Origin of the sequence: Alteromonas sp. Mac1 (assembly GCF_001562125.1) — a bacterium.
GTDB classification, from domain to species: Bacteria; Pseudomonadota; Gammaproteobacteria; order Enterobacterales; family Alteromonadaceae; genus Alteromonas; species Alteromonas stellipolaris.
This window is the reverse complement of record NZ_CP013932.1, coordinates 484543-498208: the sequence shown is the minus strand read 5'-3', so window position 1 is coordinate 498208 and position 13666 is coordinate 484543. Positions and strand designations below refer to the sequence as shown.

Sequence of the window (13666 nt, the reverse complement as noted above, 5' to 3'; positions counted from 1 at the left end):
GCAATAATCACTATTAGGTAAAATCACTATGCCGATTTACGTTAATGCCTCAATCTTTTGTACAATTGTCCGCCAGAGTGGTTTAATAACAATAGAAGAAGATTAAGAAGCTATTCAGGATGTATTTGTTTCGAATTTTTACACTGCTGTGCGCACTACTTTGGCTTATCGCCCCTCAACCAAGTCACGCCCAGCACATTGAGCAACTTTTCGATGAAGATGCTTCTTTAGACCTCTCCGACTCCCTGTACTATTTATACGAAACCAATCTACCACTCACAATAAATGATGTGAGTAGAAGACGCAGCGACTTTCGCATGCATCCTTATAGCAACCCTAACTTCGGCTTTAGAGACAAAGGAATGTGGTTGTTAACTTCATTTTCCAACGTGTCAAACCAAGAGAACTGGGTATTTTCTATCAATTTTAGCCAACTCGACAAAGTCGACTTCTACTTGGTTAAAAATGGCGAAGTATTGCAACAAAGCCATCAGGGTAAATCTCAAAAAGAACAAATTTTTCGCATACCCACATTACGGGTAACGCTAGCCAACGCCGAACGGGTCGATCTTTTTATACGTGTTGAGAGTCAATCATCAAGCCTTATTACACCACTAAGAGTGCAACCTGAGTCTGTTCACAGCAGTTCGTTCCAAATGGACAGCCTGATGTGGGGCCTATTTTACGGCGGCTTGCTAATACTGGCCATTTATAACCTTGTGCTGTATTTCGGGGTTCACGAGCGCAGCCTGATTGCTTATGTCGGCTACATATTCGCGGTTATTCTTTGGCAATTTATTTGGGGCGGCCATATCCACCTGCTGTTTTCAGGAGGGATACCCTATTGGCTTGTTGGTCACACCGAACTGATTTTTGTGATCATAGGTATTTCGTCCGGTTTGTTTACCGTGAGCTTTCTAGAGACCAAGAAGAATGCCAAGTCCGCACACCCCGTCATTGTGCTGTTATTGGCAGTGCAAATAGCTATTGGGGTAATTTGTTTCCTGGGTTTACTTCCCTCAATTTGGAAGAACAACTTAGTTTACGGCGTAGGCCTTATCGCTATTTGTAGTTATATTTTTGCCGGTATCGAGGCCTTTGTTAACCGCTTCCAACCTGCTCGATACTTTATATTTGCATGGGGAATGCTGGCAACAGGGGCCATTATTGGCATGCTAAGTCTAGTTGGGATACTCCCCTCAAACGACTTCACCACTTACTGTTTCCAAGTGGGCGTATTTTTAGAATCTGGGCTGTTTTCATTCGCGCTAATGGAAAAAAGCAGAAGCCAACTTGAACACGAAGTTGAGCAAGCTACCGATGATTTACGCAACAATATGGAGCTCATTGAAGAGCAAAATGCGCGCTTAGATATTGCCCGTAAAGATGCCATTAAGGCCAGTAATGTGAAATCGCAATTTCTTGCCAATATGAGCCATGAGATACGTACGCCTCTTAACGGTATTCTAGGGTTTAGCCGAGAACTGACCCATGCTTCTTTACCATCTGATCAACAAGAACAAGTGCGAATTATCAATACTGCCGCTGATAACTTGCTGACAATAGTCAACGATGTATTAGACTTCTCTAAGATTGAAGCGGGTAAGCTACAAATTAACAACCAGCCATTTTCACCCAATACTTTATTGGAAGAAATGGTGACGATTATGGCGAAGTCTTCCCATAGCAAAAAGTTAGAATTTGTTTTCGACCTGTCGCCTTTACCAGAAAAATTAATCGGTGATGTTTTCAGAATAAAGCAAATTTTGAATAACCTGCTTAGCAACGCCCTAAAATTCACCCCTTCCGGTACTATTACCCTTGCGGTCAAAGGCCGCCCGCTTTTGCACGGGATTCATGAGATTGAAATCATTGTTGAAGATACGGGTATAGGCATAAATCGACAGGACAGAAAGAAACTCTTCAATGCGTTTTCCCAAGTAGATGACTCGATAAACCGCAATTATCAAGGTACCGGATTAGGCTTGGTTATTAGTCGTGAGCTAGTGCGACTCATGCGTGGCGACTTAACCCTCAAAAGTACGCCAAGGCAAGGTTCTACCTTTGTGGTTACCCTAAGAACCAATCACTTAAGCCAGAAATATGCATTGAGTGCTGATACCGAGTGGCTTGGAAAACATGTAGTTATCTTCGACCCCATACCTGCAACACGCCGTGCCAGTGCCTCTATGTTGAAGCAACTGGGTGCTAAAGTTACCACTGTCGAGTCAGTTGACTATCTTTCTAGACTGTCACTACAGTCATCTTCCACTGACTTCTTTATGGCAACAGTGCCGGTATCAAAAATGGACAAGCGGGATGAGTTTTTAAGCCGCTTTGTACAGTTTAATGCGACCAAACGCGTGCTTTGGTATTCAGGCCCTGAGCCTTTTACCCAATACCCGAGTTTGTCTCAGCACTTTCATACTCAAATACGCATGCCGATGACACTAAGTAAGCTTGATGGTTTAGTAAACAATAAGAAAGCAGTACCACGAAACCCACTTCAAGATAAATTGAACTCACTTCCACGGGCAAGAATTTTAGCCGTGGATGATATGGATATGAACCTCAAGCTACTGCATACCTGGCTTGATAACTCACCGATATCATTGGTCACTACAACAAGTGGCGAAGACGCGGTTAATCAGTGCCAAACCCAAGAGTTTGACTTGATATTAATGGATGTTCAAATGCCCATCATGGATGGGCTTCAAGCGTCGCGAGCAATCAGAAAAACCACACTGAATATGGGTACGCCTATTATTGCAGTAACCGCCCATGCCTTTAAAGAAGAGCAGGAAAGGTTGCTGGCTTCGGGTATGGACGACTATTTGCCCAAACCCATTGAGATTGGGTTGCTGGTAGACCTTATACGTTCTTGGTGCCATAACACTGAGCCGGGGCACATATTACTACCTTCCTTAGACTGGCAGCTTGCGTTAAAGCGCGCACATCAAAACCATGAAGCAGCCAAAGAGCTACTTGAAGACTTTATTACCATGGCGCCAGACATGCTGACGACTTTAAAAGCACTGTGGAATGAAAAAGATTACGCAGAACTTAAGCTCGAAATTCACAAATTACATGGGGCCTGCTGTTACATAGGTGCGCCGCGACTGCAAAGCTTGGCAGATGAACTCGAAAGCGCCCTTAAATTAGGGCAACATTTTTTAGTGGCTGAACATATGCCGTTGTTACTCGATGAAATTGAGCGAGTCTGTTCAGAAGGACAGACACGTACTGGCTAGCCCAACTAGCGTTATTCAGCGTTATTGGTTCTACGGGCGGCTTGGCATTGAGAGATAAGCGCAGCAAACTCTTCTGGAGTTCTGTCTATATCAGAGGTGGCAATAAACACGTCATAACCAAGGCGCTTGCGAAGCTCTGCCATACGATTGGCCAACATGGCTTTTACCCCGGTGAGTACAGTGCCATTGTTTAACGTAAAATGATTATCATCGAACATAGACTCTTCGTAGCAACTTCCCGTGGCACAGCCTTCATTCGTATTATGCAGCAACAAAGGCCGCTGCTCCATCAACAAATGGGTGGCTAAACGTGGCGATATACTGGTTAGAAACTCGGTATAGTCTTTTAACTTGAAGCCTACGGTTTCAAGCCCTACATGATCCAAACCTTGTCGTACTCTAGGGCAGTCTGCCCGTTGTAGGTTTTCCCAATGTATCTGCCAGCTGCCTAAACGATGACGATAGGTGATAACGTCCGTGGTCATTTCTAGGCTGAATTCAGGCTCTCGAATTTTAAAGTAGCCCACCAGCAAGGTAACTAATGCCGCACTGGTGATCAGAATACCCGCTAGAAATAGCCAATCAGGGAGCAATACAAACCAAAGCGCAGCAAAAACTAACCCAGCGCAACCAATAACAATACTGGTTATACCATTACTTTTTGACGCGGCTCGAATAAGAATAGGTTCAGGGTTATTGCCAGACATACAGGTACACAACCAACATAATTAAGGCCCACAGCACATAAAGTCGAATTCGCTGGCAGACGGCGCAGTCTGTCTTCCACCAGCTAAAATGGCGTGTTGGCGCATTTCGTTTATTCTGATCTTTACGCATAAACAGGCAAACAGATTAATAATAAATACAGTTTACCTGTTTATAACTCGTGTTGTTAGGCCAGATGTCGATAGCGGTATCGCTGAAATGCTGCCACCAAGGTGGGTGTAAACACTAACGACAATATGACAGAAAAGCCTACGCCACCGGCCAGCACGACAGCAAGAGGCGGCCAGAAGCTGCCTTCGCTGAATAGTAATAGCGGGATTAACCCACCTACGGTCGTAAAGGTGGTGGAAAGAATGTGCCTGCTGCAGCCCATCGTTTCTTGTACGATAGCAGCAATATTTCCATGTTTAGCCTCTGAGTTTGCATTTATCGCCGCAATAACCACGATGGAGCCATTTATCGCAACCCCAATTAGTCCTGCAGATCCTAATAAGGGGTTAAAGCCTATCGGTAAACCTGATAACCATAAGCTAAACATGCCAAGCCCGACAGATAGTATGGCTACCAATACAATCACTCCAGCCATACGTAAACTCGTAAAAGTCAGAATTAAGGTAGTCAGCATCAGCACAAGGAGAACCGGCGCATAAGTTCCTAACTGCCCCATAGCCCGTTGTTGTTCATCGGCATCCCCTGCAAGGTGAATACGATACCCTTCTGGTAAGGCTAAGCTTTCGTTTAGCTTCTGTCTTAAAGTATTACTGGCATCAACAGGAGGGACATTCGGCAATAAGTAAGCCTGAATACGATTGACCCGCTCACCATCTTGGCGGGTAATACTGCTGATAGACGGTGCGAGTGTTAACGATGCTACCGCACCTAACGACGACCAATTTATAGCGCTATTGACTGAACTATCCCCAGTCACCGGAATAGGCATGGCGTTTATGCCCGCGACATCATGCCTGAAGCTATCTGATAATCTCACCCGCACAGGAATTTCTTCCGTACTTTCCAAAACTGAACCACCAGCAAGCCCTGAAAAGTTAATTTGCATCTGACTGGCTAGATCGGAAAGGCTTAAGCCAAGGTACGACAATGTATCACTTGAAGCATCCACATTAAGTTCCGGTTCCCCCATGGTGATACTAGCAGTTGATTGGGAAATACCAGGCACTGATGACATTAAAAATCGAACCTGCTGACCCAATTCATTCAATATGTCTAAATCAGGCCCAAAGATTTCTACTTCTACCGGCGCTGCAATAGGCGGACCTTGTCCGAATGCGCGAACTACAATTTGAACTTCGGGGAAGGTATCATCAAGATGATGTTGTAAACGGCTAATGAGCCTAGCGGCCTCTTCTACGGTATGGGTCGTAACTACCGCATTTGAGAAGTTGGGCAAGTTATCACGTGTCATGACTTGGTTGTAATACACCGAAGGGGCAGAGCCTCCTACTAACCATGTCACTTGCTTCACCCCTTCACTTTCGCGAATGACACTGTCGACTTTGTGGGTGTAGGTGAGGGTGTTATCTATGCTACTTCCCTCTTTAGTCCACATGTAAACTTCGAACTGATCTCTATCTGCACTAGGGAAAAATACGTTAGCCAGGGTGCCTGAAAGTACAAAACCAGAGATACAAAAAACAAGCACTAGCGGTAATACTAAAATGGGTCGTGCAATCCACGCAGCTAAATGTACGCGAAACGCTTGGCTTAATTTAGGGGCTTGTAACCCTACTTGCCACCAATGCTTATTAGCGACATTCTCAGCTTGTTCACCTTTAGGAAGAAAGCGAGCCGCTAATGCCGCTATTACGGTTAGGGATATAAACAACGAGCCGATTAATGCCATCACCACGCTTATAGCAATAGGCCCAACAAAATCACCGATGTTACCGTTTAGCAGAAAAATAGGCATGAAGCCTAATATGGTGGTGAGTGTAGAGGCGAGTAAAGGCGCAAAAAGGTGAGAAACACTTTTGGCCATCGCCCCAACGCGAGTAGCAGATGGGTCTTGTAAATTAATCCGAATTTCATCAGTAATAACAATGGCGTTGTCAATTAGCAGACCAATGGCGATAATCATGCCAAAAATGGACATTTGGTGAATTTGTTCGTTATAAAAGTTAAGAGAGAACAGCGCAAAAGATGCACACAAAGGAAGCGCTAACCCCACAATCCATGACGCTTTAAACCCCATAAAGAGTAAAATAACTAACATGACTACCGCACAGCCCATCAATAGGTTACCCGATAGTTCGGCTAAGCGATTGCCAGTATATTTATTTTGCTCAAAGGCGATATCAGCTGTAACCGTGCCTTTGAATTCCTGATTAAAGCTATCCACCACGCTTAGCGCATCGTTAGTCCACACATCGGCGCGTAGTGAGGTTTGCATTCGGGCTGCAACGAAGATAACTTCTTCTCCATCAAGCACACCAATGTCAGAACGCGGTGTTACATAGCCGCGGGAAACCTTTGCAATGTCTTCTACCCGTAAATAACGACCCTCTTGATTAACGAGTGGAATAGCAGACACCATGGCCACTCCGTCTAATCCTTTCGCTACAGTGAAGCGTAGATTTGTACTTTCAGTGTCAAGTACACCTGCAGGAAGTTTAGGATCGGCGTTGCTAATAATATTGCTTACTTGCCCAAGGTTTAGACCGGTGGCCGCAAGTTTATCTGGGGAGATACTTACGCTAATTTCTTCTTCGGGAGCACCATAAATACGCACTAACTCAGTGCCATGTACATTACGAAGTCTATCAGTCAGCTCTTCCGCTAATCGCCCCGTAAGGGTAAGTGATGTGGTATCAGGGTGTGACGCTTTTAATGCCAATAATAAGGTAAATGCAGTGGCACCACGCTTTTCATCAAAAATAGGCGAACCCACGCCTTCAGGGAAGCCTGCTGATGCTTCGCCTATCGCATCTCGTATCTCACTGAATAACTGTTCGTTGCTGCTACTATCAATCCAATCTTGGGTCTCAATAGTAATGACTGAAATACCAGCTCGTGAGGTAGATTTAACTTCCTTTATTTCAAAGATTTCGCGTAGCTTATCTTCTATTACATCACTGACTAAGGCTTCCACCCGTTCAGCCGAAGCTCCTGGGTAGGACGTGATAACAAGCGCATTTCGGGTATCAATTCTAGGGTCTTCTAAGCGCGGTAAGTTACCTAGCGCAGACATGCCTGCGACGAGTAGTATCACTAAGCTTAAAACGAGTAAGTGAGGTCGTCTGTAGAACAACGTATACCATGGGTATTTTTTATCAGTATCAAATAGCATGGGGTTCATCGCGTTGCTCCCTCGGCGCTATTCAAATTCCCCTCACTTAATTTAACCGATTGCCCTGGCGACAACTTATGCGTACCACCTATTACTAAGCGGTCGCCATCACTTAAGGCACCGCGTACAAAGGCACGCTCACCGTTGGTATAAATAACTTCAACGGTTCTGCTTTCAAGGGTAAGTCCCTTTTGTTCTTTCACTACAAAGACTCGCCATAGACCCCGTAAACCGTTGCTAAGAGCACTAGCAGGTATCCAACTGCCGATGCTATCGCCGTGACGTTGTCCCAACAAGGTGGCAAGATCGCCAGGTCTTAGTCCAGCATTACTCGATAGATTTACGAGGATATCAACAGTACGGGTTTGTCTATTGCGCACAGGGGAAAGCTGGCTCACCGTTGCTTCAATATTTAACGCATCAACATCAAGGGCTACCTTTTCACCTACTCGAAATAGAGAGACCATATCTGCTGGCACCGCAAAGCGAGCTTGTAAGGGAGCATCGCTGGTAAGACTTAACAAAGCAGCCCCTGCTGCAACAACACTACCTTCATCAAAGTAACGCGCGCTAATTGTGCCAGAGAAAGGCGCGAGCAATTTTGTTTTAGTTTGCTCTACATCTAGACTTTCAATACTTGCTTCAATTTCTTTTACCTGCGCACTGGCTACGGCGGTATTAGCTTTAACTTCATCTAAACGTTGCGACGATTCTAGTTTTTTCTCCACCAGCACAGTTACCCGTTTTTCGCTTAGCTCTGCCAACGTTAAATCTGCACGGGTACGTTCTAGTGTTGCGTATAATTCAACAAGGCGCGCAGACAGTCTGTCATTGTCTAGCTTGGCTAGTACATCACCTTTTTGAACCATATCCCCTTCATCAGCAAAAATTGCCATAACTTGGCCACTGGTATCAAAAGAAACATCAGCCGCTTTGGGAGATTCAATTAATCCATAAATTTTTACCGGCATTTCAAAACCGCTTTGCAGCGTAACCCGTTTGGTGGAAACCGCGGTAGGTGGATGATCGGTAAGTGTTTGTGTGGCACCATTAAGCCCAGCAGCAAACAGCAGAAGCGTTAATCCAACAACGAAGATAGTGATAGCAGCATACAATGCTGTCGATGCTCCTTTTCCTTGTTCAGTAGACTCGATTGTCATTTCATTTTCCTTGCTTCTGCAGGCTTATTAGCCTAGGCATATTTGGTATACTATTTTTACTATGCTAGATTATAAATACTAGACCGTCTAGTATGATATTTAAATTTAAGTGAGATCCCATTGCCTGAACAAAAAAACAAACGACAAGGCCGCCCAAAAAGCGAAGAAAAACATAACCTTATCCTTCATTCAGCGTCGTGTTTATTTATCGAAAATGGTTTTGCTAATACCTCGATGGACAATATTGCTAAGGCATCGGGAGTATCAAAACAAACGGTTTACTCTCATTTCGACAATAAAGATGCCTTGTTTAAGGCCGCAATTACAAAGAAGTGTCAGTCTTACCAACTCGATACCAATCAATTGATGCAGGGCACTAATGCTAACCTTCCGCTAAACCATTATTTAAAGCAGGTAGGTTCGCAGTTCATCAGGTTGATACAAGACCCAGAGGCGGTTGCTGTTTTCAGGCTGGTCATTGGTGAAGCGCAAAGCACCCCTCATGTAGCAAAACTATTTTATGATGCTGGGCCTGGTGCATCGATAGAAGCCTTCTCTGAAATGTTTTTCTTTTATGGTAAAGGCGCGCTAACGAAAGCTAACAGCGTGCAGTTGGCCATAGACTATTGTTCATTGCTACAAAGTGAGTTCCACAACAAATTGCTGTGCGGGGTTCAAGAGGTAATGCCTGATAAAGCAATTAGCGCTCATGTAGAAATTGCTGTCGAGAAAACCTTGCTGCTATTTAATACGTATTGTTCAAATAAAGACGAATAACTCCCCCTCAAGGCGGCGACGAAGGATTACTTATTTTCTCGTTTGTTATACACTACAGCCGTTTTCGTTGATGATTGAGTGACATATGTCTGACTTTACCGGTAACCACATTCTTTCGGTTAATCAATTCGATCGTGAGGCTATTGAGAAAGTATTCTCAGTTGCAGATTCTATGCAGCCTTATGCGAAACGCCAAAAGCGCACCACTGTGCTTGAAGGCGCCATTCTTGGTAATTTATTTTTCGAACCTAGCACCCGTACTCGCGTCAGTTTCGGCACCGCATTTAACCTTTTAGGTGGCGAAGTGCGAGAAACCACCGGCATGGCCAGTTCAGCCTTAGCTAAAGGCGAATCTCTTTACGATACTGCCCGTGTACTAAGCGGCTACTCAGACATTATTGCCATGCGCCACCCTGCTGCCGGATCGGTAGCCGAGTTTGCAGAAGGCAGTCGTGTGCCAGTGATTAACGGTGGTGACGGCGCTAATGAGCACCCTACTCAAGCCTTACTCGACTTATTCACTATCAAACGTGAATTGGAATATCATGGGCATGGTATTGACGGATTGCATATCGCCATGATTGGCGACCTTCGTTACGGCAGAACCGTACACTCGTTATCTCGGCTTTTATGCTTATTTAAAAATGTGCGCTTCACGCTAATATCTCCCAAAGAGTTAGCCATGCCACAGCCAATTATAGATACGATTGAAAATGCAGGGCATCAGCTTAATATCACTGAAACACTTGAAGGCAGTATGGATGCCGACATTTGTTACCAAACCCGCATTCAGGAAGAGCGCTTTCCTTCTCAAGAAGAAGCGAATAAATACCGTGGAAAATTTCGTTTAAACCACTCTATTTATACTCGCCATTTCCAGTCTAAAACCGTCATTATGCATCCACTTCCTCGGGATTCTCGTATAGAGGCTAACGAGTTAGATAACGACCTAAATTTAAATCCAAACCTTGCCATATTCAGACAAACTGACAACGGTGTTCTAGTACGCATGGCGCTATTTGCGCTTACATTAGGCGTTGAAGAGTTATTGACTAAATATGAACGTGAAGTGGTATGGTTCAGCAACAAGAGCAATGAATTACATGCAAAAATCTGAAGTCCTTTTTACCCGCGCCCAAAAAACAATTCCTGGCGGTGTTAATTCTCCCGTTCGCGCCTTTAAAGCCGTTGGCGGAACACCTCGCTTTATTACCAAGGCTGATGGCCCTTACATGTGGGACGCCGACGGTAAACAGTATATCGATTACGTGCAATCATGGGGCCCAATGGTATTGGGTCATAACAACCCACAAATTCGTCAAGCAGTCATCGATGCCTCTGAATTCGGCCTTTCGTTCGGTGCGCCTACCGAAGCTGAAATCATTATGGCTGAAACGGTCAGTAAATTGGTGCCGTCGATGGAAATGGTACGCATGGTAAATTCAGGAACTGAAGCCACCATGTCGGCTATTCGCTTATCTCGCGGCTACACGGGTCGCAATAAAATCGTTAAATTTGAAGGCTGTTACCACGGCCATGCAGACTCTTTGCTAGTAAAAGCAGGTTCTGGGGCATTGACCATGGGCGTGCCGAGCTCTCCTGGGGTACCCGCTAACGTGGCCGAGCACACCCTTACTGTCGAATATAATAATATCGATAGTGTAAAAGAGGTGTTTAATGCTCACGGAAACGACATTGCCTGTATAATTGTTGAGCCAGTTGCTGGTAATATGAACTGTATTCCACCTGTTGAAGGCTTTTTAGAAGGTCTTCGTGAAGTGTGTGACGAATACGGTAGTCTTCTGATATTTGATGAAGTGATGACTGGTTTTCGGGTGTCGCGCGGCGGAGCTCAAGAACGTTATGGCATAACACCCGACTTAACTTGCTTGGGTAAAGTGATTGGCGGCGGAATGCCGGTAGGTTGCTTTGGTGGTAGAAGAGACATTCTTACCCATATTGCCCCTACAGGTCCTGTTTACCAAGCTGGTACGCTTTCTGGTAACCCAGTGGCGATGGCAGCAGGCTTGGCCGCCATGCAGCAAATTCAAGAAGAAGGTCTTTACGAAGGCATCTTTGAAAATACCCAAGCACTCGCTGATGGTATGCAAGCCCTTGCCAATAAGCATGGCATTAAACTAAGTACTAATGTTGCCGGCAGTATGTTTGGGATATTCTTTACCGACATTGAGCGCGTTACTAATTATCAGCAGGCCATTAACTGCAACACAGAACAGTTCAACAAGTTTTACCACGGCATGTTGGAGCAAGGTGTTTACTTGGCACCTGCCTCATACGAAGCTGGATTTGTATCGAAAGCGCATGATAAGGATATCATTGCTAAAACTTTAGAAGCAGCTGACAAGGTGTTTGCAATGCTCAAATAACAATAATGGATAGGTATTTTGACGACAACGGATTGGTTACTACTAAGTGTCTTGTTTTTAGTTTTTGCTTACAGTGTTGTCGTTACCGCTGTGCTGGTGAAGTATCGCCGGCACAGACTCAATAGACTTGTCTACCGGCAAAGAATTAGAGCAAAGTCAAAATCAGGCTCCTCAACCAATCAGCATAATCAACACGTTGCTGATGAAGCGTTAAAGTTATCTCAAGCCTTTCAAAAGTTCGTCCCCCAACAGTTTATCGACCATATTACAAAAACCGGCTCAGGCCATATTGAGCTTGGTTATGCCGATGAGCAAGATGTGGCAATTCTTTTTTGCGACATCCGTGGGTTTACCGGCTTATCAGAAAAAATGCGCCCTCAGGAACTCATGGGGTTTCTCAACTCGTATTTCTTACGTATGAATAAACCTATTCACGAGAACGGCGGGTTTATCGATAAGTTTATCGGCGATGCAATGATGGCACTGTTTGATCACCCTGGTGGTACCCCGCAAGACAAAGCAATTGACGCGATTAACGCTGCGATGGAATTACGCAAAACCCTTGATTTTTATAATATTCGTCGTAAGCGAAAGGGCTTTGTCCCCATTAATGTAGGCGTGGGAATACACTATGGGCCTGTGGTAATGGGAACGGTAGGTTCCGACGATAGGATGGATACCACGGTTATTGGCGACAGCGTTAATATTGCCTGTCGTTTAGAAGCACTAGCGCCAAAATACGGTGCTGACATTATTGTCAGTGCCCAAGTACTTGAAGGAATGGGAGACAAGTTTCCTATTAAAACACGGCTTCTTGACTGGGTTCGGGTAAAAGGACGCAAAGCCCCCATCCAAATTTATGAGGTGCTTAGCCATTTACCGCATGAACAGCAAGAAGAACGGTTTTCGGTTCAATCTAAAATTGCCGCCGGCTTAGCTTGTCGAATAGATAAAGAGTGGGATTTGGCCATCGCGCACTTTGAAGCGGCGTTAGCCATTTTTCCTCAAGACTCCTTGGCAAAGCACCACATCGATGTGTGTCGTATATATCAAAACATGCTGCTGCCAGATGACTGGGATGGCGCGTTAAATATTCAGTAACGCCTCACCAACATTATTCAGATTCTGAATTTTTCGCCTGCTCGCGAATAAAGGTAACGGATGGCGCAAAAAAGGCAGCACCAGTTTCCGCGTTGGTGAAATCTAACCACCGGTCGTAATCTCCGTCACCATTGCCATATATTTGGCTATGAAGCATAGCTTTAAAGGGTCTAGCACTGGCCGAACAACTTACAAACAGTAGCCCTTGCGACACCATATCGCCATAAGGCATACCTTGTTTTATCAGCCCAGCTTTACCACTTTCAGTGGTAATAATGTTGGCGCGCACGCTATGAGAAGATTCAGATTGTTCTGCACTGACTAAGTTATGCTGCTGAGTTGTCCCCATCACTTGTTCTTGCTGCCGTGATGAGAGGCTGTGCCAACGGCGTAAGTCATGCTTGTAGCGCTGTACATGAAGATAACTTCCACCGCTAAAATCAGGATCGTTTTCGTTTACGATGGCAACCTCTCTGCGCTTCATTCCACGCGGGTTGTCAGCGGCATACAAGTAACCAGTAAGGTCGCGACCATCGAGGTAACGGAAACCACGAATTTGTTCTACCATTTCTACGTGTAATCGAAGTAAATCCATCACTTCGATACCGATGGCGTGACAAATATCTAAACGATCAGCCCTAATTTGAATAAACAAATCACAGGGCATAGTAGGCGCACTTCTGTCTTCACACTGCATATCAGGGAAAGGCATCAGTTCTACTGGAATTAACCCTGGGTACACTTCAGTCCAATAACCGGTTCCAATCGCCACAACGCCGGTCACCATAGCTTCATAGTGCTCAGACTCAAAGTGTTCGAATATATCCAACACCCGGGCAAGCTTCGCCCTTACCGCCTCACAATCGTCATCAATAACGTTAAGCAGTAAATATTGCGCATGTAAATTAGGTTCTGCGCAAATCCCTTTTTGTGGTTGTGTCATGGGCACTCTTATTGTTA

9 protein-coding genes are annotated in these 13666 nt (G+C 44.9%); 5 read left to right on the top strand and 4 right to left on the bottom strand.

Annotated elements, in window-relative coordinates; all coding sequences use genetic code 11:
* Positions 1-119 precede the first annotated feature (119 nt).
* A complete protein-coding gene (locus AV939_RS02005) occupies positions 120-3251 on the top strand; it encodes a hybrid sensor histidine kinase/response regulator (protein WP_057794405.1) in 3132 nt (1043 codons plus the stop codon).
* A gap of 11 nt (positions 3252-3262) precedes the next feature.
* Here the strand turns inward: AV939_RS02005 and AV939_RS02000 are convergent, their stop codons facing one another.
* The 3 genes from AV939_RS02000 to AV939_RS01990 form a co-directional block, all read right to left on the bottom strand.
* A complete protein-coding gene (locus tag AV939_RS02000; RefSeq protein WP_057794406.1) occupies positions 3263-3958 on the bottom strand; it encodes a DUF2982 domain-containing protein in 696 nt (231 codons plus the stop codon).
* Positions 3959-4143: 185 nt separating this feature from the next.
* Positions 4144-7290, bottom strand: coding sequence for an efflux RND transporter permease subunit (locus AV939_RS01995; protein ID WP_057794408.1), 3147 nt, complete (start codon positions 7288-7290; stop codon positions 4144-4146).
* Positions 7287-8441: an efflux RND transporter periplasmic adaptor subunit gene (locus AV939_RS01990; RefSeq protein ID WP_057794410.1), complete on the bottom strand. Its 1155-nt coding sequence runs from the start codon at positions 8439-8441 to the stop codon at positions 7287-7289. The genes AV939_RS01995 and AV939_RS01990 overlap by 4 nt, the downstream gene beginning before the upstream one ends.
* A 120-nt stretch (positions 8442-8561) precedes the next feature.
* On the opposite strand from AV939_RS01990, the gene AV939_RS01985 reads away from it, so the two are divergent.
* The 4 genes from AV939_RS01985 to AV939_RS01970 all read left to right on the top strand — a co-directional run bounded on the left by AV939_RS01985 (position 8562) and on the right by AV939_RS01970 (position 12706).
* Entirely contained in the window at positions 8562-9218 is a 657-nt protein-coding gene (locus tag AV939_RS01985; RefSeq protein WP_057794412.1) for a TetR/AcrR family transcriptional regulator, read from the top strand.
* Between the two features lie 85 nt (positions 9219-9303).
* Complete coding sequence (locus AV939_RS01980; RefSeq protein WP_057794414.1) at positions 9304-10335, top strand: aspartate carbamoyltransferase; 1032 nt, start codon at positions 9304-9306, stop codon at positions 10333-10335.
* Complete coding sequence (hemL, locus tag AV939_RS01975; RefSeq protein WP_057794416.1) at positions 10322-11605, top strand: glutamate-1-semialdehyde 2,1-aminomutase; 1284 nt, start codon at positions 10322-10324, stop codon at positions 11603-11605. Before AV939_RS01980 ends, hemL begins: the two co-directional genes overlap by 14 nt.
* Before the next feature lie 18 nt (positions 11606-11623).
* Complete coding sequence (locus tag AV939_RS01970; protein WP_057794418.1) at positions 11624-12706, top strand: adenylate/guanylate cyclase domain-containing protein; 1083 nt, start codon at positions 11624-11626, stop codon at positions 12704-12706.
* 13 nt (positions 12707-12719) lie between these two features.
* On the opposite strand, the gene AV939_RS01965 is transcribed toward AV939_RS01970, so the two are convergent.
* Positions 12720-13649, bottom strand: a complete 930-nt coding sequence (locus AV939_RS01965) for a Dyp-type peroxidase (RefSeq protein WP_057794420.1) — start codon at positions 13647-13649, stop codon at positions 12720-12722.
* Positions 13650-13666: the final 17 nt, after the last annotated feature.

Coding starts and splice junctions, on each gene's coding strand:
- AV939_RS02005 (WP_057794405.1), top strand. CDS start 120: ATGTATTTGTTTCGAATTTTTACACTGCTGTGCGCACTACTTTGGCTT.
- AV939_RS02000 (WP_057794406.1), bottom strand. CDS start 3,958: ATGTCTGGCAATAACCCTGAACCTATTCTTATTCGAGCCGCGTCAAAA.
- AV939_RS01995 (WP_057794408.1), bottom strand. CDS start 7,290: ATGAACCCCATGCTATTTGATACTGATAAAAAATACCCATGGTATACG.
- AV939_RS01990 (WP_057794410.1), bottom strand. CDS start 8,441: ATGACAATCGAGTCTACTGAACAAGGAAAAGGAGCATCGACAGCATTG.
- AV939_RS01980 (WP_057794414.1), top strand. CDS start 9,304: ATGTCTGACTTTACCGGTAACCACATTCTTTCGGTTAATCAATTCGAT.
- hemL (WP_057794416.1), top strand. CDS start 10,322: ATGCAAAAATCTGAAGTCCTTTTTACCCGCGCCCAAAAAACAATTCCT.
- AV939_RS01965 (WP_057794420.1), bottom strand. CDS start 13,649: ATGACACAACCACAAAAAGGGATTTGCGCAGAACCTAATTTACATGCG.